Consider the following 26,151-nt stretch of genomic DNA (forward strand, 5'->3'; position numbering starts at 1 on the left):
TGATCTCAGAAACTCAGGTGCGGGGTTCTTCTTCCGGCCAGTCGCGGATGTAGGCCTTGAGCATCTTGTTCTCAAAGTTCTGGCTGTCCACCACGGCCTTGGCCACGTCATAGAAGCTGATCACGCCCATCAACATGCGGCGGTCCATCACGGGCATGTAGCGCGCGTGGCGGTCCAGCATCATGCGGCGCACTTCGTCCATGTCGGTTTCGAGCGTGCAGGTCAGGGGCGCATCGTCCATGGCCGTGCGCACCAGCATCGTGCCCACGCTGCCGCCGTTCTTGACCAGCGCCTGGATCACTTCGCGGAAGGTGAGCATGCCCACCAAGTCACCATGCTCCATCACCACCAGCGAGCCGATGTCGCGCTCGGCCATCAAGCTCACGGCACCCGCCAGCGGCTCGTCCGGCGATGCGGTGTACAGGGTGTTGCCTTTGACGCGAAGGATGTCGCTGACTTTCATGGTGCGGAGTCTCCGGGGGATCGGGAAGAATCGGAAAGAGTAGGTGTGGGCCCGCAGCGACCAGCACACCGACTGGGGCTGCCCAGGTGCTGCAGGCTGTTTGTCAGCAAATATAGCCCACAATGCCCGCCTGCATTGACAACATGGGAGACACACAGATGCCCGGTTACTCCGACCCCGGCTTTGACACGCTGGCACTGCACGCAGGCGCCAGCCCCGACCCCGCCACCGGCGCGCGCGCCGTGCCGATCCACCTGACCACCTCGTTCGTCTTCGAGTCGAGCGACCACGCAGCGTCCCTCTTCAACCTGGAGCGCGGCGGCCATGTGTACAGCCGCATCAGCAACCCGACCAACGCGGTGCTGGAGCAGCGCGTGGCTGCCCTGGAAGGTGGCGTGGGCGCCATTGCCACCGCCAGCGGCCAGGCCGCACTGCACCTGGCGATTGCCACGCTGATGGGCGCGGGCAGCCACATCGTGGCGAGCACGGCGCTGTATGGCGGATCGCAGAATCTGCTGCACTACACGCTGTCGCGCTTCGGCATTGAGACCACCTTCGTCAAGCCCGGCGACATCGACGGCTGGCGCGCTGCGGTGCGCCCCAACACCAAGCTGTTCTTTGGCGAGACCGTGGGCAACCCCGGCCTGGATGTGCTGGACATCCCCACCGTCTCCGCCATCGCGCACGAGGCGGGCGTACCGCTGCTAGTGGACTCCACCCTCACCTCGCCCTGGCTCATCAAGCCGTTTGAACACGGCGCCGATCTGGTCTACCACTCGGCCACCAAGTTCCTCTCGGGCCACGGCACCGTCGTGGGCGGCATCGTGGTGGATGGCGGCAGCTTTGACTGGGACGGCCCCAAATCCGCCGGCAAGTTTGCCGAGCTGACCCAGCCCTACGATGGCTTTCACAACATGGTGTTCACTGAAGAGAGCACCGTGGGCGCCTTTCTGCTGCGCGCGCGGCGCGAGGGCCTACGCGACTTTGGCGCCTGCATGAGCCCGCACACCGCCTGGCTCATTCTGCAAGGCATCGAGACCCTGCCGCTGCGCATGGCGCAGCACATGCGCAACACCGAGAAGGTGGTGGATTTTCTGGCCGCGCAGCCCTTTGTATCGCGCGTAGGCCACCCCTTGCTCGACTCGCACCCCAGCCATGCACTAGCGCAAAAGCTGCTGCCACGCGGCGCGGGCTCGGTGTTCAGCTTTGACCTCAAGGGCAACCGCGAGCAGGGCAAGAAGTTCATCGAAACCCTCAAAGTCTTCAGCCACTTGGCCAATGTGGGCGACTGCCGCAGCCTGGTGATCCACCCGGCCAGCACCACGCACTTCCGCATGAGTGACGAAGCGCTGGCGGGCGCTGGCATCAGCCAGGGCACGATCCGCCTGTCCATCGGTCTGGAAGATGCCGACGACCTCATCGACGACCTCAAGCGCGCGCTGAAAGCGGCCGAGAAAGCGGGGGCCTGACCATGCATATCAACGTCAACGGTGCCGCCATCTACGCCTACACCGGCGGCAAGGCCTTCGATGCCGCCAAGCCTACCGTGGTGTTCATCCACGGCGTGCTCAACGACCACAGCGTGTGGGCCCTGCAAAGCCGCTACATGGCCAACCACGGCTGGAACGTGCTGGCCATCGACCTCCCCGGCCACTGCCGCAGTGGCGGCGATGCCCCTGCTACGGTGGAGCAAGGCGCGGACTTCATCGGCGCGCTGCTCGATGCTGCGGGCGTGCAGCGCGCGGCACTGGTGGGCCACAGCTGGGGTTCGCTCATTGCCATGGAAGCCGCCGCGCGCCTGAAGGACCGAATCAGCCACCTGGTGCTGGTGGGCACGGCGTTCCCCATGAAAGTGTCGCCCGCACTCATCGAGGCCTCGCAGGCCGACCCGGAGAAGGCGATGCGCATGGTCAACGTGTTCTCGCGCAGCACCCTGTCCGCGCCCCCCTCGGCCCTGGGCCCGGGCACCTGGGTGTTTGGTGCGGGCATGGCGCTGGGGCGCAAGGTGCTGCGCAGCAATACGGCAGTCAACGTGTTCCACCGGGGGTTTGTGGCCTGTGACAGCTATGCCGGTGGCGAAGCTGCCATGGCGCAACTGACCTGCCCCGTGCTGTTTGCGCTGGGCAGCCAGGACCAGATGACGGCGCCCAAGGCGGCACAAGGTCTCGTCAAGGCCGCCCAGGCGGCGGGCAAGCAGGTGCAGATCGCCCACCTGCCCGTGGGCCACAACCAGATGACCGAGGCGCCCGAAGAAACACTGGCCGCCATCCGCGACTTCCTGGCCAGTTGAGACCCCACACCCCGGCGCGCTGACAGTCCGCCGGGGTTTCAATCGCCGGTCCAGGGTGGCAGACCCGTTGGCGACAGCACACCCGCACTGCCCCGCTGGTGCGCGCTGGCGCTGCGGCGTATAACGCGGGCAGAGCCCCAACGCCGCCCGGAGACAACGCCATGACCACCCAGACTGCCGCCTCGCAACCCGCGCCCGCCACCGACCCTCGGGCCTTCAAAAGCTTTGCGGACTTCTACCCGTTCTACCTGAGCGAGCACAGCAACCGCACGTGCCGCCGCCTGCACTTTGTGGGTTCCACGCTCACCCTGGTCTGCCTGGCCATGCTGGTAGCCACAGGCAAGCCCCAGTATCTGCTGTACGGCCTGCTCTGCGGTTACGGCTTTGCCTGGGTGGGGCACTTCGGCTTTGAGAAGAACAAGCCCGCCAGCTTCAAGCGCCCGCTGTACAGCTTCATGGGCGACTGGGTGATGTACAAGGACATCTGGACGGGCAAAGTGCCCCTGTGAGCTGATTTGAAGACCCAGAGGCCGGAAGCGTTAGTGCAGCATGCCTAACTAGCTATTACTTATATAGCAAACGACTGCTGTTTGAAGGCGCCCACCCGCTCCGCTCAACGCGCCTGCAGCACATCCGCCATGCGCAAGGTTTCCAGCTTCGCGTTGGCCCACAGCGGGCCCAGGCTGTCCACCCGCTGCAGCAGCAAGCGCTGCACCAGGGGTGCCAGCAAGGTGCTTTCAGGGTCTGCCAGCAACACGTAGCGGGACTCGGGCACGTCGGCCGCACTCACGGCGGCATCGCTCACCTGCCCCACCCAGTCCAGCGCGGTCAGGGCTTCCAGCACCGGCTGCAGTTGCAATCCATCCACCCGCAACAGCTGGGCCAGCTGGCTGGGGCGCAGGCCTTTGGCGGGCTGCTGGCGCGCGCGGTGCAGCGCCTGCAGCACCTCCACCGCCAGCTGAAACGTCCAGCCCGCCACCGTACCGCGCCGCGCCACCCCAGCCAGCAGGCTGGGCAGGTAGGCAGTGACCACAGCCCCCAGCAGCACAATGACCCAGGCCACATAGATCCACACCAGCAAGATGGGCAGCGTGGCAAACGCGCCGTACACCACCGAATAGGTGGGCACCTTGCCCAGGTACACCGCCAGCACCTTCTTGGCCAGCTCAATGCACACCGCCACAAAAAAACCGCCCGTCCAGGCGTGCCGCCATTTCACCGGCGTGTTGGGCACATAGTGGTACAGCGACGCCATGCCGCCCGCCAGCACCACAAACTGGATCGAGTCGAACAGCAGCTGCACGCCATCCGGCAGGCGCTTGACCAGCCCGCCCGAGGCCGACATCACATACGAGGTAAGCGCCAGGCTCGCCCCCATCAGCAGCGGGCCCAGCGTGATGGCGGCCCAGTAGATCAGCACCCGCTGGCCCAGCGGGCGCAGGCGCTGCACGCGCCAGATGTCGTTGAGCGTGCGGTCGATGGTCAGGATCAACGCCAGCGCCGTGGCCAGCAGGATGCTGAACCCCGCCACCCCCAGGCTGCTGGCCTTGGCCGCAAACTGCGTGAGGTAGCCCAGCACCTGCCGCGAGATGCTGTCGGGCACCAGGCTGCTGACCAGCCAGCCCTGCAGCGCATCCTGCAGCTTGCCGAAGATGGGGAACGCAGTGAACACCGCCAGCGCCACGGTGAAAAACGGCACCAGCGCCAGGATGGTGGTGAAGGTCAGGCTGCTGGCCGTGAGGCCAAGGTGGTCCTCGCGGAAGCGCTCACGCAGCGTCTGGGCCGTGGTCTTCCAGGGGAAGTGCGACAGTTCATTGATCAGCGCCTCGGTGCGCGAGCCGACTGTCTGTAGGGAAAGAGGCATGGCCGATATGATGCCACCCCAATGACTGCCTCCCCCGCCATCCCTCTCCCGCCGTCCGACAGCGGCGTTGCCGCCACGCGCTGGCTTGCCACCGGCAGCCTGCTCGCCCTGATTGTTCTGTGCCTCGCCTGGGAGCTGGTGCTGGCCCCGGTCAGGCCGGGCGGCTCGTGGTTGGCCATCAAGGCGCTGCCGCTGTGCATCCCGCTGGCGGGCATCCTGAAGAACCGCATGTACACCTACCGCTGGGTCAGCCTGGTGATCTGGCTGTATTTCACCGAAGGCGTGGTGCGCGGCTGGGGCGACAAGCCACCATCGCAGTGGCTGGCCTGGGGCGAAGTGGCCCTGTGCCTCGTGCTGTTCACTGCCTGCACCCTGCATGTGCGCGTGCGCCAGCGCAACGCCAAGGCCGCCGCGGCGGCGGCAGAAGCCAGCTCGGCTGCACCCGCCCCCTGATACCACTGGCACAGTCCCCCGCAACCCGATCCACCCACTGAACACGCCGATTCACCCATGACCACCTTGCTCGACACCCTGCGCACCATCGTCGGCCCCGCCCATGTGCTCCACGAAGGCGACCTGACCGCCTGGGAACAGGACTGGCGCCGCCGCGTGCGCGGCAAAGCCCTGGCCGTGGTGCGCCCCGCCAACACGCAAGAAGTGGCCGCCGTGGTCAAGGCCTGTGCGGCAGCGGGCACCGCCATCGTTCCGCAGGGCGGCAACACCGGCCTGGCTGTGGGCTCGACGCCCGACGACAGCGGCACGCAGATCGTGCTGAGCCTCACGCGCATGAACGCGGTGCGCAGCGTGGACACCGACAACCTGACCATGACCGTGGAAGCGGGCTGCATCCTGCAGAACCTGCAGGATGAGGCGGAAAAAGCCGGCGTGCTCTTCCCCCTGAGCCTCGCGGCAGAAGGCAGTTGCACCATTGGCGGCAACCTGGGCACCAACGCAGGCGGCACGCAGGTGGTGCGCTACGGCAATGCGCGCGACCTGTGCCTGGGCCTCGAAGTGGTCACGCCGCAGGGCGAGGTGTGGGACGGCCTCAAGGGCCTGCGCAAGGACAACACCGGCTACGACCTGCGCGACCTGTTCATCGGCAGCGAAGGCACGCTGGGCATCATCACCGCCGCGACGATGAAGCTCTACCCCGAGCCCGCCGCACGCCTCACCGCCTGGGCCGCCGTGCCATCCATGGAGCACGCCGTGGCGCTGCTGGGCCTGGCACACAAGCAGCTGGGCGCAGGCCTCACGGGCTTTGAGGTGATGGGCCAGTTTGCGCTGAGCCTGGTGGGCAAACACATGCCGCAGCTGCGCGTGCCGTTTTTGGGCGACGACAACGCACCCTGGTGCGTGCTGCTCGAAAACTCCGACAGCGAATCCGAAGAACATGCGCGCGCACGGTTTGAATCGCTGCTGGAGACCGCGTTTGAAATGGGCTGCGTGACCGACGCCGTGGTGGCCGAGAACCTCACCCAGGCGCACCAGCTGTGGCACATCCGCGAGAGCATTCCGCTCGCCCAGGCCGAAGAGGGCCTGAACATCAAGCACGACATCTCGGTGCAGATATCGCGCATCCCCGCCTTTGTGGCCCACACCGACGCGGTGCTGCAGCGCGAGATCCCGGGCGTGCGCCTGGTCAACTTCGGCCACCTGGGCGACGGCAACCTGCACTACAACGTGCAGGCACCGGCAGAAGGCGACCCCAAGGCCTTCCTGCGCGAGCACGAGGCGCATGTGAACCACCTGGTGTACGAGGCCGTGGCCGAGTTTGGCGGCTCGTTCTCGGCCGAGCATGGCATCGGCGAACTCAAGGCCGACAAGCTCGCCAAGTACCAGTCGCCCGTGGCGCTTGGCATGATGCGCGCCATCAAGCAGGCGCTGGACCCGCAGGGCATCATGAACCCGAAGCGCGTGCTGCAGTAACCCCACAGAAAGCTGACCCATGACCGCTGCCGTGACTGTGCGCCCGGTTCAACCCGAAGACTACGCCGCCTGGCGACCGCTCTGGGATGGCTACAACGCGTTCTATGGCCGCTTTGGGGCCACCGCGCTGCCGGAGCACATCACGCAAGCCACCTGGCAGCGGTTTCATGACGCGGCAGAGCCCATGTTCTGCCTGGTGGCGCAAGACGATGCCAGCGGCGAGCTGCTGGGCCTCACGCACTATGTGTTTCATCGCAGCATGACGCGCATCGAACCCGTGTGCTACCTGAGCGACCTGTTCACCCGCGAGGCCGCGCGCGGCCGGGGTGTAGGGCGGGCGCTGATCGAAGCGGTGTACGACTCAGCGCGCGCCGCAAAGTCGTCGCGCGTGTACTGGCAAACCCATGAGAGCAACACCGCCGGGCGCCAGCTGTACGACAAGCTGGCCAAGCACCACGGCTTCATCGTGTACGCCCAAGAACTCTGACCGCTGCCCCAAGGACCTGCGATGACCCTGCCCGACCTGCACCGCGCCATTGCCGAACACACCGGCACCTTCCTCTGCGAGCGCATCAACAAGCCGCAAGAAACCAAAACGGTGAACTTCCAGCACCACATCCAGCCGCCTGCAGCGCTGGATGCGCCACTGCCCGACGTGGGCCAGTTGCCAGCGTTCTACGCCACGATGGGCGGCGTTTTGCTGTACCACGACGCCAACACCGGCGATGCGGCCCGCTACATCGCCCCGCCCGCTGAATGGCCCACATTGCAGGAGGCGTTTGAGGGCTGGACGGAACACCTGAGTGACGAAGAACGTGAAGAGATCCTGCCCGACTGGATTGCGCACTGCCTGGTGATTGGCGAAACGCCCCACTCGGGCAACTACATCCTGATGGCGACCGATGGCGAGTGCGCCGGCCAGGTGTTCGAGTTTGACCACGACGGTTTTGAGTTCACCCAGGTGGCCGACGACGTGGTGGACTATGTGCAGCGCCTGCTCCGCCTTGACAGCCCGACGCTCGCCAATATCGCCTCGCACATGCGCTTCATCGACAGGAACACAGGGGCTCAGTGGTGGATTCTGGAAATGAACGACAACCAGGGCCACCGGGTGCGTACCGACGTGTGAGGTGCGTCAGGGGCGCGTGCACCAATTGCTATTAAATTGAGAGCTACTAGCGCATACAGATTGAGCGCCAGAGGCTCTTTTCGCTATAAAAATCGCTAACTCGCCTGTGACCCGAGGGTTGACGCCACCGCAGACAAGGTGACGTCACAATCGCTTGCGCATGGGCTGCGCCTGCAGCCCGGCCCACGTTTGCACCACGCCATGCGGCACATAGCCGTGGCGACGGTAAAAAGGCTCTGCCGTGCGCGTGCTCTCCAGGTCCAGCGTGGTGAGCCCCACATAGCGGGCGTGGGCCTCAACGTGCTGCAGCAACGCACGCCCTACCCCCCGATGCAATGCCTCCGGCACCACGTAGCACAGCGCCAGCGTGGCCTGCGCCCGAAGCGCAAAGCCCACCATCGTTTCGCCCCGGTATGCGCCCCACGCCGCAGCACCCGGCGCGGCCATCCACGCGGCCAAGTTCTCGGGCGTCTTGTTGGCCAGCCACGCTTTCAGGATGGCGGCGTCATTGGCATGGTCGGGCACGCAGCAGTGGGTGATGGACTGGCGGGTGACCGCACAGGCAGCCTCGGCCGCATCTGCCCCCACAGGCATGACGCAAAGGGTTTCGGCGGCAGCGTCGGCGGGCGTCATGCCGATGCGGCCCGCGACAGACCAACCAGCAACACCGCCACCACGGCATAAAACGCTGATCCGGCCATGTACAACCCGGTCGCAGTCACCACGCGTTGACCATCGCGCCGAAACGACAACGCCCCGGCCGGAGCAAACATGCGGGCTTCCTTGTTGCGCGCATCTTCCGTGCGCCAGCGCCCCAGGCTGAGCGCACGCACCAGCAGTGCGCCGGTGGCTATCAGCAGCACATCCACTGCCGACCACAACACCGCAACCACAAGATCAGTCATGGGCATCCCCAGCGAATTGGCGATGTTTGATCGTAGACATGCCGCTCCCAGGGGTGCGGACACAAGCCCCATGTCAGTGCGGGTCTTGGGCTGCGGGATGTTGCTCGCTCCATGCGCGTGCAGCCGCCCAGCCCGGCGGCACGCAGCCCTGCTCCATCACACAAAGGCTGGCGCTGGCCAGCGCATGGCGTAGCGCCTGCCGGTAGGCATCGGCCGTCAGCCCGCCCACGAACTGCGCAAAACTGGCAACCCCGGCAGCCTGCGACTGCCGCAGCAAATGCGCCAGCAGCCCGGCCAGAAAGCTGTCGCCCGCGCCCACGGTGTCCACCACTAGCAGCGGCTGGGCCTCTTTGGCTAAACACTGCGCGCCGTTGCGGTGCAGCAGCCCGGCGCCTTCCGCGCCCAGCGTCAGTGCGAGCAGGTGGGCCTGCGGGTTGGCGGCGAGCAGGTGCTGGGCGCGGGCCAAGGCATCCACACCCGGCACGGCCAGGTGCTCCAGGTCTTCATCACTGGCTTTGATGATGTGGGCATGGGCCAGCGCTGCGTGCACCGTGGTGCGGTAGGCAGCAAGGTCGGGCATGACAGAGGGGCGCAGATTGGCATCGACCACCACGCAGCGGCCTGCAGCGCGCTGGGCGGCCAGCCACGGCAGGTAGATGGCCGTGTCGCGCGCGTCGAGTGCCAGCGCGCCGGTGCAGACCAGCTGCAGCGCGGGCAAGGCGGCGCAGCTACCGCCCAGGCCTGCGGCGGACACGGCACGGTCTGCCACGCCTTCACGGTAGAAGGCGTAGTCGGGGTGCCCATGTGCATCGAGGTTGACCACGGCCAGGGACGTGACCTGCTGCACAGGCTCGGGCTGGGCCAACACCACGCCGTCGGCCACCAACTGCGCCGCCAGCTCACGTCCAAAGCGGTCGCGCGACAAGGGGTTGAGGTACTGCGTGCCCACACCCTGCCGGGCCAGCGCGCGGCACAGGTTGTAGAGCGCGCCGCCCAGGCATGGCAGGTAGCTGCCATCAGGGCGGCGGATGAGGTCGATGAGGGCCTCGCCGGCGATGGCGGCGTGGATGGGCGTCGCAGCGGTAGAGGTGTTGGGTGCAGAAGTCATGGTGGCTTGTTAGGCAGCAGATCAGAACTGCGATTGCAGCGCGGGGTACAGCGCGACAAAGCGGGCATAGCGTTCGGCCAGCAGGGCTTGCTGCGCAGGCTGTGGCACGAAGGTGGCATCAGCGGGCAGGGGTTGGCACCAGTGGGCTTCATCACCACCGCAGGCCATCGCCGCCAGGCGCGCGGCGCCCAAGGCGGCGGCTGCGTGTGCACCCTGCGGGCGTTGCAGTGGAGTGCCCAGCGCACTGGCCAGCAGCTGTGCCCAGGGGTTGCTGCGGGCACCGCCACCAACCAGTGCCAGGGCTGCGCCAACATCACCCGATGCACTGCCCTGCCTGACCCCGGCGGCACGCATGGCATTGAGGCCATCCAGCAGGCCAAAGCCCACGCCCTCCATCACCCCATAGGCCAGGTCGGTAGCTTCGTGCTCAGCGCGCAGGCCCATGAAGACACCGGTAGCAGCCGCGTTGTTGTGCGGGGTGCGCTCGCCGCTCAGGTAGGGCAAAAACAGCGGCGCCTGCGCCTGGCGGGCGGTGCTGAGGGCGCCCACAGCGTCCGACAGTTGCGCCTCGCCGCTGCGCCCCGTGAGCCGCGTGACCCAGCCAAACGCACTGGCTGCGCTGAGCATGACCGACATGTGGTGCCAGCGCTGCGGCAGCGCATGGGCAAAGGCGTGCACGGCACGCTCGGTGGCGGGCGCAAAGGCATCCGTCACGCGAAAGACCACACCCGAGGTGCCCAGCGATACAAAGCCCTGCCCGGCGGTGCGGGCACCCACGCCCACGGCACTGGCGGCGTTGTCGCCCGCGCCAGCAGCCACGACGATATTGCCACCAAGCCCCCAGCGGCCTGCCACATCGCTGCGCAGCGTGCCCGTGGGAGCACTGCCCTCGGCCAGCGCGGGCATGTGCGATGTATCCAGCCCGCAGGCCTGCAGCATTGCCGGGCTCCAGGCGCGAGCCTGCACGTCCAGCCACAGCGTGCCCGATGCGTCAGACATGTCACTCACGGCATCACCGGTGAGCTGCAGGCGCAGCCAGTCCTTGGGTAGCAGCACGGTGCGGATCTGCGCAAACACGGCAGGCTCGTGGGTGCGCAGCCAGAGCAGCTTGGGCGCGGTGAAGCCGGGCATGGCGAGGTTGCCGGTGATCTGGCGTGATGTGGGCACGGCGCCTTCCAGCTGCGCACATTCGGCACTGGCGCGGCCGTCGTTCCACAGGATGGCCGCGCGCAGCACTTGACCCTGCGCGCCCAGCACCACGGCGCCATGCATGTGGCCCGAGAGGCCGATGCCCCGCACCTGCGCCCACGCAGCAGGCACCTGTACGCGCAGCTGCGCCACGGCAAACTCCACTGCCGCCCACCAGTCGGACGGGTGCTGCTCGCTCCAAGTGGGCTGGGGGCGGTGCTGGGGCACGGCCGCATCGGCCGTGGCGACCACGGCTTGCGCGTCGTCCAGCAGCAGGAGCTTGACACCCGAGGTGCCCAAATCGATTCCGAGGTACATGGAGGATGGACCGATGTCAGTGATTCACAGTGAAAGCGCAAGCCCTGCGCAGTGCGTCTGACGGGCTGCAGGCCGGGAGTCCACAAGCAGGGATGCCGCATCCATGAGGCCATCCCTGCTGGACTCAGGAGGTCTTGCCAAACCTTCCGGCGCCCTGCTTGCGGTACTCGCTGGGCGTCATGCCCTTGATGTCCAGAAAGCGGCGGTTGAAGTTGGCCATGTTGTTGAAGCCCACGTCGTACGCGATGTGCGTGATGTAGCGCTCGGTCTCCATCAGTAGCTGGCACGCGCGGTTCACGCGCACCAGGTTCACAAAGTCGGTGAAGGTGTTGCCCGTGGCCCGGCGGAAGAAGCGGGAGAAGCGGCTCTCCGTCATGCCCAGCTCCTGCGCCAGGTCGGCGGCCGACAGCGGCTCGGCCAGGTGGTCGGTGATGCGGCTCACGATGGCGTTGATCTGGTCGAGCTGCGTGTCGTCGTCCTCGCTTTGCAGCTGCGTGCTCGACAGCAGGCGAAAGTCGGTGCAGCGCGCCAGGTCGCTCAAGAACTCGCAGAACGCGCCAAACCGTGCGAGGCCCTGGCGCGCCTTGATGCGGTGCCAGTGCTCTTGCGCCTGCGCCTCCATGCCGAAGAACTCGATGCCGTGGCGTGCGCGCTCCAGCAGGGGCAACACCTCGCGCAGCTCAGGAATGCTTTCGCTGCTGGCGATCAGCGGCGCGTGCGAGAACTGGATCACCAGGTCGCGCAGCGGCACACCGCCTTCGGGCAGGTCCATGCTGATCCAGTTGTGCGGCAGGCGCGGACCGGTCAGCACCAGTTGACCGGGCTGGAACTGCCCGATCCAGTCGCCCACAAACACCTTGCCCGAGGTGGCGGTGATCAGGTGCAGCTCGTACTCGTCGTGGTAGTGCCAGCGCGCCAGCGGCGTGGGAAAACCGTGCGACAGACAACGAATAAACCCCGCCGTCTCGGGCGGCTCGTAGCCCAGCGCGGGCGAGCGCACATAGTCGTGCTCCAGCTCGGGCTTGGTCTGGCGCGGGGCAGTGGGCGTTTTCACGGTCATGGCAGTGGGTGGGCCGAAGTTACACCAGCATCAGGTGCCTGTCCGCTGCGCCACAAAGGCCAGCACGCGGGCATAGGCTTTGCGCAGGGTGTCCACCAGCTCGGGGCGGCTGGCCATCTCGCCCCACAGGGTCGTGTCGGCCGCGAAGGCAGCCACCGGGTCTGTGGCCTCGCAGATGGCGTGGGCCACGGCCGGGGCCATGGCCTGGTCCTGGTAGGTGTAGGGGATCTGCCCGGCATGCCAGCGCTGCAGATAGGCCAGGAACAGTGCGGGCAGCAGGGCCACGCTGTCAAACGACGCATTGCGCGCCAGCTTGTCGCGGATGGTGGGCGCAATCATGCCGGGGATCTTGGAGAACGCGTCCATGGCCACGCGCTGGTTGGTGTCGGCAATGGCTGGGTTGCCAAAGCGGTCCAGCACCACGTCGCGGTAGCGCTCCAGGTCGATGGGGCACGGCAGCAATACGGGAATCGCATCATCGGTCACGTAGTCGTAGGCCATCTGGCGGATGGCGGCGTCGTGCGTGCCTTCGTGGATGTACTGGTAGCCCGCCAGCGTGCCCGCCCAGGCGATGCAGCTGTGGGTGGCGTTGAGCAGGCGGATCTTGGCCTCTTCGTGCGCCTGCACCGACTGCACCATCTCGACGCCAACCTTTTGCCACGCGGGCCGCCCGGCGATGAAGTCGTCTTCGATCACCCACTGGATGAAGCTCTCGCCCATCAGAGCCGCCTTGTCGTCCCAGCCGGTCGCGGCCTTCACGCGCTCAGCCACATCGGACGTGGGGCGCGGCGTGATGCGGTCCACCATGGCGTTGGGACTCGTGGTGTTCTGCTCCACCCAGGTTTTCAGTGGCGCATCGCCCAGCGCGTCGATGAACTGCAGCAGCCCGCTGCGCGAGCGCTCGCCGTTGTGTCGCAGGTTGTCGCAGTTCATCAGCGTCACGGGGCCCGCACCCGCAGCCATGCGCGCGCGCAGGATGCTGACCAGGCCGCCGTAAATGGTGTGGCCCGCTTGGCCTGCCTTGACTGCCGCGAGGTCGGCGCGCAGGTCGGCAAAGGTGGGCCAGTCGAGCTGGTTTTTCGCGTCGAGGTAGTAGCCTGCCTCGGTCACCGTGAAGCTGATGATGCGTGTGGCGGGGTCGGCACCCATGGCAATCAGCGGGGCCAGATCGTTCTGGTAAGGAATCACGCGCTGAATGGACTCGATGACGGTGTAGCTGCTATCGCCCTGGGGCGTGACCGTCTCCAGCGTGTAGCGGCCACCCTGCGCCTGCAGGGCAGCGATGGTGTCGGCCATGTCGGGGCGCAGGTTGCCGCCCGCGATGGCCCACCCCGTGTCACCTTGCTGGCGCAGCTGGTGAACGTAGACGGCCTGGTGGGCACGGTGAAAGGAGCCCAGGCCCAGATGCAGGATGAAATTCATGGTGCGTGACAGCGGGTTTCTAAAGATCAAAATTCGTGGGCATCATCACGACGTCGCGGATGGTCATGCCGCGTGGGCGGGTGAGCATGAACAGCACCACCTCGGCCACTTCAGAGGCCTCGATCAGGCTGCCGCTGGCCTTGGCCTCGGCGAGCTTTTCTGCGGGCCAGTCGGCCAGCAGCGAGGTGATGACAGGCCCGGGCGAGATGGAGCCCACGCGGATGCCGTGCTTGAACACCTGGCGGCGCACGGTCTGCACAAAGCAGTTGACCGCCCACTTGGACGACGCATAGACGGGCTCCCACGGCGTGGGGAAATGCGCGGCCAGCGAGCTGGTCACGACGATGTCCCCCGCGCCGCGCTCGATCATGTGGGGCAGCACGTTGTGCACGTTCTTCATCACCACGTTGACATTGAGCTGCAGCATGCGGTCGATGGCGTCAGGGTCGGCATCGACGAGATCGCCGCCCACATACAGCCCCGCGTTGGCATGAAAGATGTCCAGCGGTCCTGCAATGGCCAACGTGCGCTGCAGCAGGCTGGCGCACTGCCGGGCATCCAGCAGATCGAGCACCAGCGGCGAAGCGCGTTCGCCAATGGCCGCGCAGGCCTTGGCCAGCGCGGCCTCGTCGCGGTCGATCAGCACCACGCGTGCGCCCGCATTGGCCATGGCCTGGGCGCTGGCAAAACCGATGCCAGAAGCCGCGCCAGTGATGGCCGCCACCTTGCCTTGGAGTGGGTATTGCAGGCTCATGACCATCATGCAGCCTGCCGGGCCACCACGCGGCCTTGGGGGTCGAACCAGTGGGCTTGTGAGGCATCGATGTCCAGGCTCACCGCATCGCCCGCGCGCAGGCCTGTGCGGTCGTTCTGGCGGGCCACAAACTGCGCTCCGCCGGGGGTGCTCACATAGATCAGGGTTTCGGCGCCCAGCGCTTCCACCAGGTCCACCTGGCCCGGCACCGGCGTTGCGCCGGTGTTGCGCACCGTGATGTTCTCCGGGCGCAGGCCAATGGCGCCGCCCATCGCGCCTTCCGGCGCCTGCTGCTGCACGGGCGGTGGCAGCTGCGGCAGGGGCACCACGTTCATCTGCGGCGTGCCGATGAACTGGGCCACGAACTGGTTGGCGGGCCGGTCGTACAGCTCTAGGGGCGTGCCCACCTGCTCGATAATGCCGTCGCGCAACACCACCACACGGTCGGCCAGCGTCATGGCCTCGACCTGGTCGTGGGTCACGTAGATGGTGGTGGCGCCCAGGTCGCGGTGCAGCTTGGCGATCTCCACCCGCGTCTGGCCGCGCAGGGCGGCGTCGAGGTTGGACAGCGGCTCGTCGAACAGGAACACCTTGGGCGCGCGCACGATGGCGCGGCCGATGGCTACACGCTGGCGCTGGCCGCCCGACAGCTCCTTGGGCGTGCGCTGCAGGTACTGCGTGAGGTTGAGGATGCGCGCGGCGTTCTGCACCTTCTCATCGATCACCTGTTTGTCCACCTTGGCCAGCTTGAGCGCGAAGCTCATGTTCTCGTACACGCTCATGTGCGGGTACAGCGCATAGCTTTGGAACACCATGGCCAGGTCGCGCTTGCTCGACGGCTGGTCGGTGATGTCGCGGCCGTCCAGCATGAGCGTGCCGCCGTCGATATTTTCGAGCCCTGCGATCAGCCGCAGCAGCGTGGACTTGCCGCAGCCCGAGGGGCCAACGAAGACGATGAACTCGCCCTTCTGGATGGAGAGGTCGATGCCCTTGATGGCGCGGTGTTCGCCAAAGAATTTCTCGATGCCGCGCAGTTGAAGGTAGGCCATGGAATCGGATTCCTGAATGCTTGAAGACAGTGGGATGGAGCGGCGGCTTACTTGACGGCGCCGAAGGTCAGGCCCTGCACGAGCTGCTTCTGGCTGAACCAGCCAAACACCACGATGGGCGCAATGGCCATGAGCGACGCGGCAGACAACTTGGCCCAGAACAGGCCCTCGGGGCTGGAGTACGAAGCGATGAGCGTGGCCAGCGTGCCCGCCTTGGCGGCGCTCAGGTTAAGGCTCCAGAAGGCCTCGTTCCATGACAGCACCAGGCACAAGAGGCCGGTGGACGCGAGCCCGCCCATGCCCAGCGGCAGCAGCACCAGGCGCACCTCTTGCCACAGCGTGGCACCGTCCATGCGCGCGGCCTCCAGGATCTCGCGCGGGATGTCCTTGAAGTGCGAGTACAGCATCCAGACCATGATGGGCAGGTTGGACAGCGCGAACACGATGATCAGCGCAAGCTGTGTGTCGAGCAGGTGGCTCTTTTGCGCCAGTACGTAGATGGGCACCAGCGCGCCCACGGCGGGCATCATCTTGGTGGAGAGCATCCACATCAGGATGTCCTTGGTGTACTTGCCCTTGAAGAAGGCCATAGCATACGCGGCAGGCGCGGCCAGCATGAGCCCCAGCACGGTGGACAGCACGCTGGTGATGACCGAGTTCTTGGCGTACAGCAGGTAGTCGCTGCGCTCTTGCACCTCGTGAAAGTTTTCGAGCGTGGGCGTGAAGACGAACAGTGGCGGCACGGCGATGGCCTGCAGCTCGGTCTTGAACGCGGTGAGAAACAGCCAGGCCAGCGGAAACACCAGCAGCAGGGCCACAGCCCAGGCCGCAGCGGTACGCAGGGCCAACATGCCGAGCGGAAATTGGGAACGGCGTCGTACGGTCATAAAAATGCAAGCCTTACTTGTCGAGGTTCTTGCCGACCATACGGATGAGGAATACGGCCGCAATGTTGGCCAGCACCACCGCAAACAGTGCTCCGGCCGAGGCCACGCCCGCATCAAAGTTGAGCAGCGCCTGCTTGAAGATCAAAAAGGTGACGTTGGTACTTGCATCGCCCGGTCCCCCACCCGTGGTGGTGTAGATCTCGGCAAAGATGCTGAGCAGGAAGATGAGTTCGATCATCACCACCACGGCCACCGAGCGCGCGAGGTGCGGCACGTACAGGTAGCGCAGCTGCTGCAGGTAGTTGGCGCCGTCCATGCGCGAGGCTTCGAGCTGTTCGTGGTTCATGCTCTGCAGCGAGGTCATGAAGATCAGCGTGGCAAAGGGCAGCCATTGCCATGACACCATCACGATGACGGAGAACAGCGGGTAGTCGGTGAGCCAATCGACCGGCTGCGCGCCGAAGAACATCCACACCTGCGCGAGCACGCCGTAGATGGGGTTCATCATCATGTTCTTCCACATCAGCGCGTTCACCGTGGGCATGACGAAGAACGGCGAGATCAGCAGCACCCGGACAATGCCCCGGCCCGCAAACGGCTCGTTGATCAGCAGTGCAATCGCAATGCCAGCCACCACCGTGATGAGGATCACGCTGCCCAGCAGCAGCAGCGTGTTGACCACTGCCGTGCCAAACGAAGGGTCGGTGACGAAATACTCAAAGTTCTCCAGCCCGGCAAAACCGGTCTGGTCCGGCTGCATCAGGTTGTAGCGGATGAGCGAGAAGTAGATCGTCATCACCAGCGGCACGATCATCCACAGGAAGAGCGTGGCCATGGCAGGCGTGAGCAGCAGGCGGGGGAGCAGGCGGCGATTCATGGGAATTCCGGTACAGACTTACATAGCACGACAGGGGCAAGCACTCAGTGGGCGTAGCGAGCGGCCCGAGGTGGGGGTGCTGTACCGCAGCCGTACTCCCGTACGGCGAGGAACACCGCCCCCAGATCGGGCCGCGCAGTAGCCCAATGGGTGCTTGACTACTTGTAGTAGCCGGCCTTCTTCATCTCACGGTCCGCCGTCACCTGGCTGGCCTTGAGCGCGGCGTCCACCGTTGTCTTGCCTGCCAGGGCTGCACTCATCTGCTGCCCCACCGCAATGCCGATGGCCTGGAACTCAGGAATCGCAGCGAACTGCACACCCACATACGGGCTCTTGGGCAAGGTCGAGTCGGTGGGATTGGCCGAGTCGATCGCGGTCTTCTCTGCAGCAGCGAATCGGGCGGCCTTCTGGAACTCGGGCGACGCGTAGGTGCTCTTGCGCGTGCCGGTGGGCACGTTGGCCCAGCCGTTGGTCTTGGCGACCAGCTGGATGTAGTCCTTGCTGGTGGACCAGGTGATGAACTTCTGCGCGGCTTCCACCTTCTTGGACCCTGCGGGGATCGCCAGATTCCACGACCACAGCCAGTTGGCGCCCTTGGGCGTGTTCATGGTGGGCGCCTGGGCAAAGGCCATCTGGTCCGCCACCTTGGACTGTTTGGGGTCTGCCACAAACGACGCGGCGATGGTCGCATCCACCCACATGCCGCACTTGCCCGAGTTGGTCAGCGCCAGAATTTCATTGAAGCTGTTGGCGGACGAGCCGGGAGGGCCGTAGTTCTTGAGCAGGTCGACGTAGAAGGTGATCGCATCCTTCCAGGGCTTGGATTCGAGCTGCGGCTTCCACTGCATGTCGAACCACTGGCCGCCAAAGGTGTTGACCAGCGTGGTCAAAAAGGCCATGTTGTCGCCCCAGCCCGGCTTGCCGCGCAGGCAGATGCCGTACACGCCGTTCTTGGGATCGTGGATCTTGGCGGCCAGGTCCTTGATCTGCGGCCAGGTGGGGCGCTCGGGCACCTGCACGCCGGCCTTGTCGGCCAGGTCCTTGCGGTACATCAGCATGGAGCTTTCGCCATAGAACGGCGCGGCAAACAGCTTGCCGTCGATGGACAGGCCATTGCGCACGGCGGGCAGCAGGTCGTCCACGTCGTAGGCGGCGTCGGTTTTCAGCTCCTGCAGCCAGCCCTTCTTGCCCCAGATGGGCGCCTCGTACATGCCGATCGTCATCACGTCGAACTGCCCGCCCTTGGTGGCGATGTCGGTCGTGACGCGCTGGCGCAGCACGCCCTCTTCCAGCGTCACCCACTTGAGCTTGATGTCGGGGTTGGCCTGCTCGAAGTTCTTGCTGAGCTTCTGCATCTCGATCATGTGGCCGTTGTTCACGGTGGCAATCACGAGTTCGGTCTGCGCATGCGCAGCGGCGCCGCACAGCGATGCCGCCAGGGCAGCAACGGCCAGGGCCAGGCGGGTGTGTGGACGGGTGGAACGGGGCATCGGAACGTCTCCTGCGTAGTTGGTATGGATCTGCCATTCAACGCCAGTCGGATCGCGGCATTGATGGACTGAACGATACCGATGCTCTGATGCTCAGTTGATACTTTGAAAAGGCATACACATACTAAATTTCGCCAGAATCTCAGGATTTATACCTAGATCCATCAATTGGGTATGTGCATTGCGGGCCCGGGCTGCCTGCCTTGGCTCTGAGTAGCCCAGAGCAAATTCCGCGCTGAGGCGCACTTCGTACGTGTCACTGTTCCCAAAACTGGAACAGTCAGTTTGCGACTGCGTAGTTTTTCTCCGAAGACCATCGGCGTACAGTTCAACCCATCGATGAGCCGAACCCGCAAGGCGACTCACCGAACCCGGTTCAGGAATGGCTTTTGACCCGGTTTTTTTGAGCCGCTTCTTTAACTTCAAGGATTTCCATCATGAACAACACCGCACGTTTCCTCTCCATCGCCGCTGTCGCTGCTTTCGCTTCTTTTGGTGCCCAGGCTGACGAAGCCGATGCTTCGCAATTCGCTACCAAGTTCGAAACCAACCGCACCCGCGCTGAAGTGCAAGCCGAAGCCGCTACCGTGGCTCAAACACGCAGCATCGAACCCGCTGGTTCGCGTGTGGTGACTTACAAGTCCACGGCTGACCGCGCTGCCGTGCGTGCCCAGGCTGCTGAAGCCGTGCGCACCGGCAAGATCCCATCGGGCGAAATCAGCGCGATGTAAGAACGCAGAGCTTCCCGGGTGGTGGCCTCGCACCGTTGCTAGACTGGACCCCGGACTCTGAAAGGGCTCCCACTTGGGAGCCCTTTTTGCGTGGGCAACCGGCTCAGGCCACCAGCGTCTTGAACATCACATGGGCATCGACATAGCCCAGCGTGTGGTGCCTGAAGGCCCCGGGCAGCGTGCCCACGATCGCAAAGCCCAGGTGCTGCCACAGCCGCACGGCGCGCACATTGCTGGCCACCACCAGGTTGAACTGCATGGCCCGAAAGCCCATGGCCACAGCCTGCTGCTGCGAGTGCTCGCACATCAACGACGCCACACCCTGCCCCTGCGCAACCGGCGCCACCACATAGCCGCAGTTGCACACATGGGCGCCCTGCCCAGGCTGATTCGGCTTGATGAAGTAGGTGCCCAGAATCTCCCTGCCCGCACCGAGGGCGACAAAGGTTGCTGCAGGCAGCTCTACCCAGGCTTTGTGGATCTCGGCCTCGGTGCTTTCAGGGGCGAAGGCATACGTGTCTCCCGCCTAGAAGGTCGTGCGCAGGATGGGCCATACGGCGGGCCAGTCGGCTGCTTGGAGGGGCCGGATGGTGACGGAAGTGGCAGAAGTTGTCATTGCTAAGACGGACGATGGAGGGTAAGCCCCGCATTCTCCCGCTCCGCATAAAATCCGCCGTCGGCAACGGCCACCCCTTGATGGCGCCGCCCCACCCTGAGTGATCCATCCCATGACCCAGCCTTCTGCCGCTCCGGCAGCCTTTGCCCTGCCTGCCCGCCCTGTGCGCTCCCAGTACGAAGACTTCATGCGCCATGTGTTCACGCACGGCGTGGACAAGTCGGACCGCACCGGCACCGGCACCAAGAGCGTTTTCGGCCACCAGATGCGGTTTGACCTGAAGGAAGGCTTTCCGCTGGTCACGACCAAGAAGGTGCACCTCAAGTCCATCATCCAGGAGCTGCTGTGGTTCCTGACCGGCTCCAGCAACAACAACTGGCTGAAAGAGCGCGGCGTGACCATCTGGGACGAATGGGCACGCGAGGACGGCGACCTGGGCCCCGTGTACGGCGTGCAGTGGCGCAGCTGGCCCACGCCAGACGGCGGGCACATCGACCAGATCAGCGACGTCATCAAGACATTGAAAACCAACCCCGACTCGCGCCGCATCATCGTGAGCGCCTGGAACGTGGCCGAGCTGCACAAGATGGCGCTGATGCCCTGCCACGCGTTCTTCCAGTTCTACGTGACCCCGGCGCAAGAGCCCGGTGGGCGCGGCACGCTCAGCTGCCAGCTGTACCAGCGCAGCGCCGACATCTTTCTATTTCCCGGCCAAAAAATTTCTGTCCAATCTATGGTGGACCAAGGCGCTCAGAGGGTTCTCCACTGACTAATACCCGGGTAATATTTGTTCAGTCGAACAAAAGGAAATGATGTACCCGGATGTCAAAACTGGTAGCAACCGAGCTGCTTGAAGACTTGGTAAGGAAGTCCAAGTTTGAGGTGTACCACCGCAGGACATCTCCCAAGGCTCCGGCAGAGCCCTCTGTCTACTATCGGACCAAGCATGCTAGTGTCAGGCCCATCACTGGGTCCCGGGTTCACTTCCCAAACTACCTTCTGCAGTGTTTCCCACCTGAAACCGTAGAGGCTCAGCTGTGATTCTTCATTTTTGGACGGATGGGGATATCGAGCAGCACACGTTCTTCGACGACCTGGAGCGCATTGTTGAACTACCGACTGCGTTCCTGAAATTAAAAGCAGGTCGGCTAGCAACGGCGTCCCGGCCGCTGTACGCGCGGCGCATTCGGGAGCTCTGTCAGTACCTCGAGCACCACCCCGTGTTTGGCCAGGTGCGCGTAGACGTGGCCATCGGGCAGCTCTCACTGTTCGTGATTGAAGACTTCTACCGAGACCTAGAGCGGCGTGGCCTGAGCAGCAGCACAGTGCGAGGGTATGAAATTACGGTGCGTGAGTTCTGCAAGTGGCTGGCCAGCAGTCATTCGGGGTACACACTGAAGCAGAACCTCTACGAAGGTCAAACCTTTCTCACCAAGAAGCCATCAACCCGACTGCCCAGCCTAACCGACGTTAACAGGGTCATCAAGCTCTTGAGGGCGATGAACTTCGAGGAGCACCGGCTTGTCGGCCACTTCATGTACGACACAGGCCTGCGCATCTCTGAGGTACCGAGAGTCATGAAATCGGATATCCCCGACCCGATGCTTTATCCGCGGGACGCCATGTATTTCCCGCTTTTCGTCTCGGGCTCGAAAGGGAGAGGTGACCAATTCAAGCCTCGGGCCACCATCATCACCAGAGCGATGCTCTCCCGGATTCACAAATACCATAACAGCAAGCAGTACTTGATGCACTACCGGCAACATGCTTGCCGCTCGCTCAACCAGCACACCAACGACTATCCAGCGTTCTTGAACACAGAGGGCAATCCCATCAACAAGGATGCAATCGAGAACTTCATACGCGACGCCTCCCTCCGGGGTGATGTGAAGGTCTCAGGCCACCTCTTGCGGCACGGCACGGCGTACTCTGTGCTTCGCTCTGAGCATGGCAAGTCGATGCTCGACAACCTCATCGTTGCCCAGAAGATTTTGGGGCACGCAGACCTTAGCACCACGGAAATCTACACGCGCGTGCCAGCAGCCGCGCTCGTCCGTAGCTCTATTGGAGCTAGCAACGACCCCGTCATCTTTCGCTTCGAAGAAGCTCAGCTCATCTTCGACGAGACCTATATGCCAAGCCACGCCCACAGAAGAAAGCGTCGCGGAATCGGAGACCCGCATGTCCGGAATCCTTACCCCTGAAAAATCGCTTCCTGTTGACCTCAGGGAACACTACAAGCTACCAGAGCCGACCAACCAGGCTCCCTTTGCGCAAGTAGAGTGGATTTTCGACCGTGTCAGGTCAACAAAGACCAAAAGGTCTACACAGCTCAATTACGTGAATGGGAAGAACTTCTTTATTGAGCATGTCAAGGCTCTTGGGTTCGAGGGTCCCTATTACTTGAAGAATGAGTGGGATGCTCTGGCACTGCTCCGATTCCGACAACAACTCGACAAGCGGATTGACGAAGGGGAGTTGCAGTACACCTCATTTAGCTTGGTCGGTCTCTTTAGTGCGCTGCGTTACGTCATGAATTACGCCTCAACGCGCGGCCTAGCCGGGTGTGACCGCATACTAGACGTCACATATGGGTCAGGCGTCCCAGAAACAAACGCACAAGTGGCATATAGCGACTCTGAGTTGACGCAAATACTTGATGCGGTCGGTGGCGAGCTGACGACGTCAAGAAGAATCTTAAGAGGATATGTCCCACAAAAAGCCGGCCAGGGACGAGACCCTCGCATCACACCACGCAAGGGAGAGCAGGAAGGTTTCGGATTCGCAGTGGAGGCCAACATGCGTTGGTACTTCGAACATGTGCTCAACTGTGTTCCAGCTATCTTCAACGAAGAGGGAAAGCGGCTGCACAAAAGATTTTTGAGCAATGCGACGAACGTGCACGGTGGCCTGGTCGAGCTTTACCGCCGTTGGGGGGTTTCGTCCTTTTTTGATTTTGATTTGTTGATGCCGCATGTCGTCAACTTGGCGTACTTAACCGGACTGAACCCGGGCTCTCTTGCGGCACTCGCAGTGGATGGCTATGGAGAGTCGCACCCGGCTACCGGTAGACCGTACCTTCGGTACATCAAAGACAAGGTACAAAAGGAACTGGAACTTTACCTTGACTTGCTGGACAAGGAAGGGGACGTTGCTTCCATTGATGACCGCATCCTGCAGGAAACGACCGAACGGTTCCTGCCACGAAAGCAAGCCACGCAGATTGCTCGAACTATTGAGCTCATCCTCAAAGCTACCGAACCATTGCGTAGTCAACTCCCGGATAAACACCCGCTGAAAACGCGGCTTTTCATCTACGGTTCGCGCGGACCACATACCTTCGGAAAACCGCTGGGCATTAACTCGAAAAAGACCAGCCGTTGGTGCGCGCAAATCGTCCAACGGTATGGTTTGTTGGATGAGTCAGGAGACTCATTGAGATTCAACATCGTGCGATTTCGGTCCACTAAGCTCACGGAACTTGCGCTTCAAGGTCGTGACCTGCTTGAAATTCAACTCGTCGCCGCGCATAAGAACGTACGTACCACTATAGGCTATCTCTCTCGCAAAAAGCTCGAGGTAGAAGCCCGTAAAGTAGTGCGCGATGCCCTGGTGACCATCCATAACAACCGCAAAGAATTCGCCTACCAAGACACCGGCTTAGGCGCCAAGGGCGCCACATCGGAGGAGCAACCTGTACTTCTATATCGCGGATTAGTCTCGGACTGCAAGAATCCGTTTGACCCGCCACAGCGCGTACGTGCCTCGTCGAGCTATGTGCCGGGCCGAGGGTGCAGCAGATTCAACATGTGTATTTTTTGCAAAAATGTCATTATCTTCCGTCGAAACCTGCCGACACTTGCGGCTTACCTCGACCAGATAAACGCAGCTTTGGAGAACAACGTTCATAGCCTTCCCAGCGCAGGATTCTATGAGGATACGAAGGCTGTCATCGAGAACATTTTAAACCCAGAAAATAGTGAATTTTCCAGGGAGGACATCCTCTGGGCAAAACAAGAAGCTGCGAATCTTAATCCGCTGGTGGATAACGCGGTCTATCGTGGAGTGGCTTGATGATGGAAAAGGCAAAAAAACAAATACTCTCCATTGAAAAAATCGCTCTCGACAATTTTCCACCCAGCGATTTGAGGATATCTGGCGCATCGCTCTATGGCGACATGACGTGGGATTTTCGGGATGGTGAAAAGGCCCGCTTACGTGGTCTGACCGATGCTAAGTTAATAATTGAATGGGATGCATATTTGGAAGGCCAAGCATTTGACAGGTATCGCCAACGCGATTTTTTTGTCAAGAGCCATCTGGACGCTCGTATTAGTAGAGGCGTCCTAGAGGATATCCGCACTCTTTGCTTTATGCAGTTGGAATTCCCCGGAGTTTTTAAGTCTCGTGGACGGCAGATTCAGCGAAGCAAGCCACAAACTGTGGTGAGAATGGCGAGAGCCCTGGTGGTCCTCGCATCTGTAATCGACGAGGTTCGTAAAAAGCGGATTTTAGCGGCGGCACCGAATATGCTCCTCCGCCCGCTCCAATCAATGTCAGAAGTTAATTTCCAAGACTTGAGCAACGCGGTTCTAGCCTATCCATTTGCCGACGGGACTGCTATTGAGCAGAGTCTCAAGTTGTTCGCCTCACCGGTTTTACGAGGAAAGTTCCATGGGGCATCAGTCCAGTGGACCCTTGGCGATATCGAAAATCTAGTATTCCCCCGACCAACTCCCCGCGATGAACAAAAAGTCATGCCGGACGCATTGTTCCGACTGTTGAGTAATAGCGCAAGTGAGGACGTTGCTTTTTTCGCTGATGCGTTGAAGTGGCAACGGTACGACAAGACCACTCCGGTAAATCCGTCTTCCATGCTTCCGGTTGGGATAAACCTGGCTCAAGCTTGGGAGGACTACGTGCAAATTCGATTGAGCGACCGCGAGTACGCTGCGCAGTTGGGCAAAAGAGCCTCAAAGGCGATTACCCGCCGAAAGGCATTCGTACGAGCCTACGGGGTGACCTCAAGTACCTTCTATTCGTACATCCAGCGGCTCCAACGCGCATGCATGACTCTTCTGGGTTTGTACACCGGCGGAAGGTTTTCGGACTTCACCTCGTTTGTCTCCGGATGCATTCAGGAAAAGTATGGAATGCCAATGCTTGTTGGCACGCAGGCAAAGCACCAAGCCTTAGGCGCACCTGAGAACAACGATATTTGGCCGGCAATTCCTGTCTTACGTGACGTCGTGAAGTGCTTGGACGAACTCTCCCGCGCTACACACAACCCTTATCTCATTTCCAGCAGCTATACAGTCCCCATTGGGGATATGCCTCAGCCCTTGACCCTCACAGGCTTCAGAGGTGCACTTAACGGGTTTCTTCGAATGGTCGATGTCGAGGAGCGTTGGAAGGACTGGCGCATCAACCCACACCAACTCCGCCACACGTTGGCGCACAAGTTGGCTCAAGCGGATGTCGGAGTTGTCTACCTCTCATATCAACTCAAGCATCTCTACACGGCCTTAGCAGCCTTACCCGCAGACACGACTCTGGGGTATGGAAACATTGCTGACCAGAAGATGGCACGGGCGATTGCGGTCAAGGACCTTTCTAGAGAAGCGGCGAACGCACTGTTCAATCCCGACTCCCCTATCGCGGGAGGCGGAGCGGAAGAGTTCCGCCAGCGACGCAAGGTCTACTTCGACGGCCGAGTCGCTGAGGGTTGGACGAGAGACGAAATCATCGACCAGTTGGCAGCCTGCGGGTCGCCCTTTGTGAACGTGGGCCCAGGATACTGTGGTGGCGTGCGGGAGGAAATTTTGGCGGACGGGAAGAAGCACCCACCTCCTTGCATTGGAAATCTGCAGTGCAATACCGGAGATTGCAACAACGCCGTTGTCACGCAGATTCACGCTTCACAGTGGAAAGACATCGTCGTGAAGAACAAGGAGCTTGCCTCGGACCCGCGGCTTACACATGCGACCGAGAACTTTGAGGCTGCTATCGCTACCGGCGAACGCGTGCTGCGAGACCTCGGCATAGACCCGGCCACGTTATGACTGATAGGTCAC

The 26,151-nt window shown here is 62.9% G+C and carries 24 protein-coding genes and 2 pseudogenes; 12 read left to right on the forward strand and 14 right to left on the reverse strand.

What is annotated here, in order from left to right; translation table 11 throughout:
* Positions 1–13 precede the first annotated feature (13 nt).
* A complete protein-coding gene (locus ACODSM_RS21650) occupies positions 14–463 on the reverse strand; it encodes a CBS domain-containing protein (protein ID WP_015013536.1) in 450 nt (149 codons plus the stop codon).
* Positions 464–621: 158 nt separating this feature from the next.
* On the opposite strand from ACODSM_RS21650, the gene ACODSM_RS21655 reads away from it, so the two are divergent.
* The 3 genes from ACODSM_RS21655 to ACODSM_RS21665 all read left to right on the forward strand — a co-directional run bounded on the left by ACODSM_RS21655 (position 622) and on the right by ACODSM_RS21665 (position 3,262).
* Positions 622–1,932, forward strand: coding sequence for an O-acetylhomoserine aminocarboxypropyltransferase (locus tag ACODSM_RS21655; protein WP_488806862.1), 1,311 nt, complete (start codon positions 622–624; stop codon positions 1,930–1,932).
* A 2-nt stretch (positions 1,933–1,934) separates the two neighbouring features.
* Positions 1,935–2,753, forward strand: coding sequence for an alpha/beta fold hydrolase (locus ACODSM_RS21660; RefSeq protein WP_488806863.1), 819 nt, complete (start codon positions 1,935–1,937; stop codon positions 2,751–2,753).
* Between the two features lie 161 nt (positions 2,754–2,914).
* Entirely contained in the window at positions 2,915–3,262 is a 348-nt protein-coding gene (locus ACODSM_RS21665; RefSeq protein ID WP_060987349.1) for an Mpo1-like protein, read from the forward strand.
* A gap of 104 nt (positions 3,263–3,366) precedes the next feature.
* Here the strand turns inward: ACODSM_RS21665 and ACODSM_RS21670 are convergent, their stop codons facing one another.
* Positions 3,367–4,617, reverse strand: a complete 1,251-nt coding sequence (locus tag ACODSM_RS21670) for a YihY family inner membrane protein (protein ID WP_488806864.1) — start codon at positions 4,615–4,617, stop codon at positions 3,367–3,369.
* A 21-nt stretch (positions 4,618–4,638) separates the two neighbouring features.
* Here ACODSM_RS21670 and ACODSM_RS21675 point away from each other — a divergent pair, with 21 nt between their 5' ends.
* From ACODSM_RS21675 to ACODSM_RS21690, 4 genes are read left to right on the forward strand one after another with little or no spacing between them, the layout of a single operon-like run.
* Positions 4,639–5,070 (forward strand): DUF2069 domain-containing protein, encoded by a 432-nt coding sequence (locus tag ACODSM_RS21675; RefSeq protein WP_488806865.1) that lies wholly within the window; start codon positions 4,639–4,641, stop codon positions 5,068–5,070.
* A gap of 57 nt (positions 5,071–5,127) precedes the next feature.
* Complete coding sequence (locus ACODSM_RS21680) at positions 5,128–6,543, forward strand: FAD-binding oxidoreductase (RefSeq protein ID WP_488806866.1); 1,416 nt, start codon at positions 5,128–5,130, stop codon at positions 6,541–6,543.
* A 19-nt stretch (positions 6,544–6,562) separates the two neighbouring features.
* Entirely contained in the window at positions 6,563–7,030 is a 468-nt protein-coding gene (locus ACODSM_RS21685; protein ID WP_488806867.1) for a GNAT family N-acetyltransferase, read from the forward strand.
* Between the two features lie 21 nt (positions 7,031–7,051).
* On the forward strand, positions 7,052–7,672 hold the full coding sequence (locus ACODSM_RS21690) for an SMI1/KNR4 family protein (protein WP_488806868.1): 621 nt from the start codon (positions 7,052–7,054) through the stop codon (positions 7,670–7,672).
* Between the two features lie 144 nt (positions 7,673–7,816).
* Here ACODSM_RS21690 and ACODSM_RS21695 read toward each other — a convergent pair whose 3' ends face one another.
* The 11 genes from ACODSM_RS21695 to ACODSM_RS21745 form a co-directional block, all read right to left on the reverse strand.
* Positions 7,817–8,305 carry a GNAT family N-acetyltransferase gene (locus ACODSM_RS21695; protein WP_488806869.1) on the reverse strand — a complete coding sequence of 163 codons (489 nt, stop codon included), beginning with the start codon at positions 8,303–8,305 and terminating at the stop codon, positions 7,817–7,819.
* On the reverse strand, positions 8,302–8,577 hold the full coding sequence (locus ACODSM_RS21700) for a hypothetical protein (protein ID WP_488806870.1): 276 nt from the start codon (positions 8,575–8,577) through the stop codon (positions 8,302–8,304). The genes ACODSM_RS21695 and ACODSM_RS21700 overlap by 4 nt, the downstream gene beginning before the upstream one ends.
* A 73-nt stretch (positions 8,578–8,650) precedes the next feature.
* Positions 8,651–9,685, reverse strand: a complete 1,035-nt coding sequence (locus ACODSM_RS21705) for a PfkB family carbohydrate kinase (RefSeq protein ID WP_488806871.1) — start codon at positions 9,683–9,685, stop codon at positions 8,651–8,653.
* 21 nt (positions 9,686–9,706) lie between these two features.
* On the reverse strand, positions 9,707–11,191 hold the full coding sequence (xylB, locus tag ACODSM_RS21710) for a xylulokinase (protein ID WP_488806872.1): 1,485 nt from the start codon (positions 11,189–11,191) through the stop codon (positions 9,707–9,709).
* Between the two features lie 124 nt (positions 11,192–11,315).
* On the reverse strand, positions 11,316–12,251 hold the full coding sequence (locus ACODSM_RS21715) for an AraC family transcriptional regulator (RefSeq protein WP_488806873.1): 936 nt from the start codon (positions 12,249–12,251) through the stop codon (positions 11,316–11,318).
* 30 nt (positions 12,252–12,281) lie between these two features.
* Positions 12,282–13,673, reverse strand: coding sequence for a D-arabinitol 4-dehydrogenase (gene dalD / locus ACODSM_RS21720; protein WP_488806874.1), 1,392 nt, complete (start codon positions 13,671–13,673; stop codon positions 12,282–12,284).
* A 19-nt stretch (positions 13,674–13,692) separates the two neighbouring features.
* The gene (locus ACODSM_RS21725) at positions 13,693–14,427 is read right to left on the reverse strand and encodes an SDR family oxidoreductase (protein WP_488806875.1); all 735 of its coding nucleotides are present in this window, start codon (positions 14,425–14,427) and stop codon (positions 13,693–13,695) included.
* Between the two features lie 5 nt (positions 14,428–14,432).
* Positions 14,433–15,476: an ABC transporter ATP-binding protein gene (locus tag ACODSM_RS21730; protein ID WP_309823308.1), complete on the reverse strand. Its 1,044-nt coding sequence runs from the start codon at positions 15,474–15,476 to the stop codon at positions 14,433–14,435.
* A 47-nt stretch (positions 15,477–15,523) separates the two neighbouring features.
* On the reverse strand, positions 15,524–16,363 hold the full coding sequence (locus tag ACODSM_RS21735; RefSeq protein ID WP_291445819.1) for a carbohydrate ABC transporter permease: 840 nt from the start codon (positions 16,361–16,363) through the stop codon (positions 15,524–15,526).
* Between the two features lie 13 nt (positions 16,364–16,376).
* Positions 16,377–17,240, reverse strand: a complete 864-nt coding sequence (locus tag ACODSM_RS21740; RefSeq protein ID WP_110959103.1) for a carbohydrate ABC transporter permease — start codon at positions 17,238–17,240, stop codon at positions 16,377–16,379.
* 158 nt (positions 17,241–17,398) lie between these two features.
* Positions 17,399–18,730 (reverse strand): ABC transporter substrate-binding protein, encoded by a 1,332-nt coding sequence (locus ACODSM_RS21745; protein ID WP_209820341.1) that lies wholly within the window; start codon positions 18,728–18,730, stop codon positions 17,399–17,401.
* 437 nt (positions 18,731–19,167) lie between these two features.
* Between ACODSM_RS21745 and ACODSM_RS21750 the strand changes: the two genes are divergently transcribed.
* Positions 19,168–19,461, forward strand: coding sequence for a DUF4148 domain-containing protein (locus ACODSM_RS21750; protein WP_309823299.1), 294 nt, complete (start codon positions 19,168–19,170; stop codon positions 19,459–19,461).
* Between the two features lie 103 nt (positions 19,462–19,564).
* Here the strand turns inward: ACODSM_RS21750 and ACODSM_RS21755 are convergent.
* Positions 19,565–20,077, reverse strand: a pseudogene (locus ACODSM_RS21755) (GNAT family N-acetyltransferase).
* 112 nt (positions 20,078–20,189) lie between these two features.
* Between ACODSM_RS21755 and thyA the strand changes: the two are divergent.
* From thyA to ACODSM_RS21775, 4 genes and pseudogenes are all read left to right on the forward strand, one after another.
* A pseudogene (gene thyA, locus ACODSM_RS21760) lies at positions 20,190–20,780 on the forward strand (thymidylate synthase); the annotation flags it as partial.
* Positions 20,781–21,114: 334 nt separating this feature from the next.
* The gene (locus ACODSM_RS21765) at positions 21,115–22,281 is read left to right on the forward strand and encodes a tyrosine-type recombinase/integrase (RefSeq protein ID WP_488806876.1); all 1,167 of its coding nucleotides are present in this window, start codon (positions 21,115–21,117) and stop codon (positions 22,279–22,281) included.
* Positions 22,259–24,151, forward strand: a complete 1,893-nt coding sequence (locus tag ACODSM_RS21770) for a site-specific integrase (RefSeq protein WP_488806877.1) — start codon at positions 22,259–22,261, stop codon at positions 24,149–24,151. Before ACODSM_RS21765 ends, ACODSM_RS21770 begins: the two co-directional genes overlap by 23 nt.
* Entirely contained in the window at positions 24,151–26,139 is a 1,989-nt protein-coding gene (locus ACODSM_RS21775) for a hypothetical protein (RefSeq protein WP_488806878.1), read from the forward strand. Before ACODSM_RS21770 ends, ACODSM_RS21775 begins: the two co-directional genes overlap by 1 nt.
* Positions 26,140–26,151 lie beyond the last annotated feature (12 nt).

Source organism: Acidovorax sp. FG42 (genome assembly GCF_057809195.1).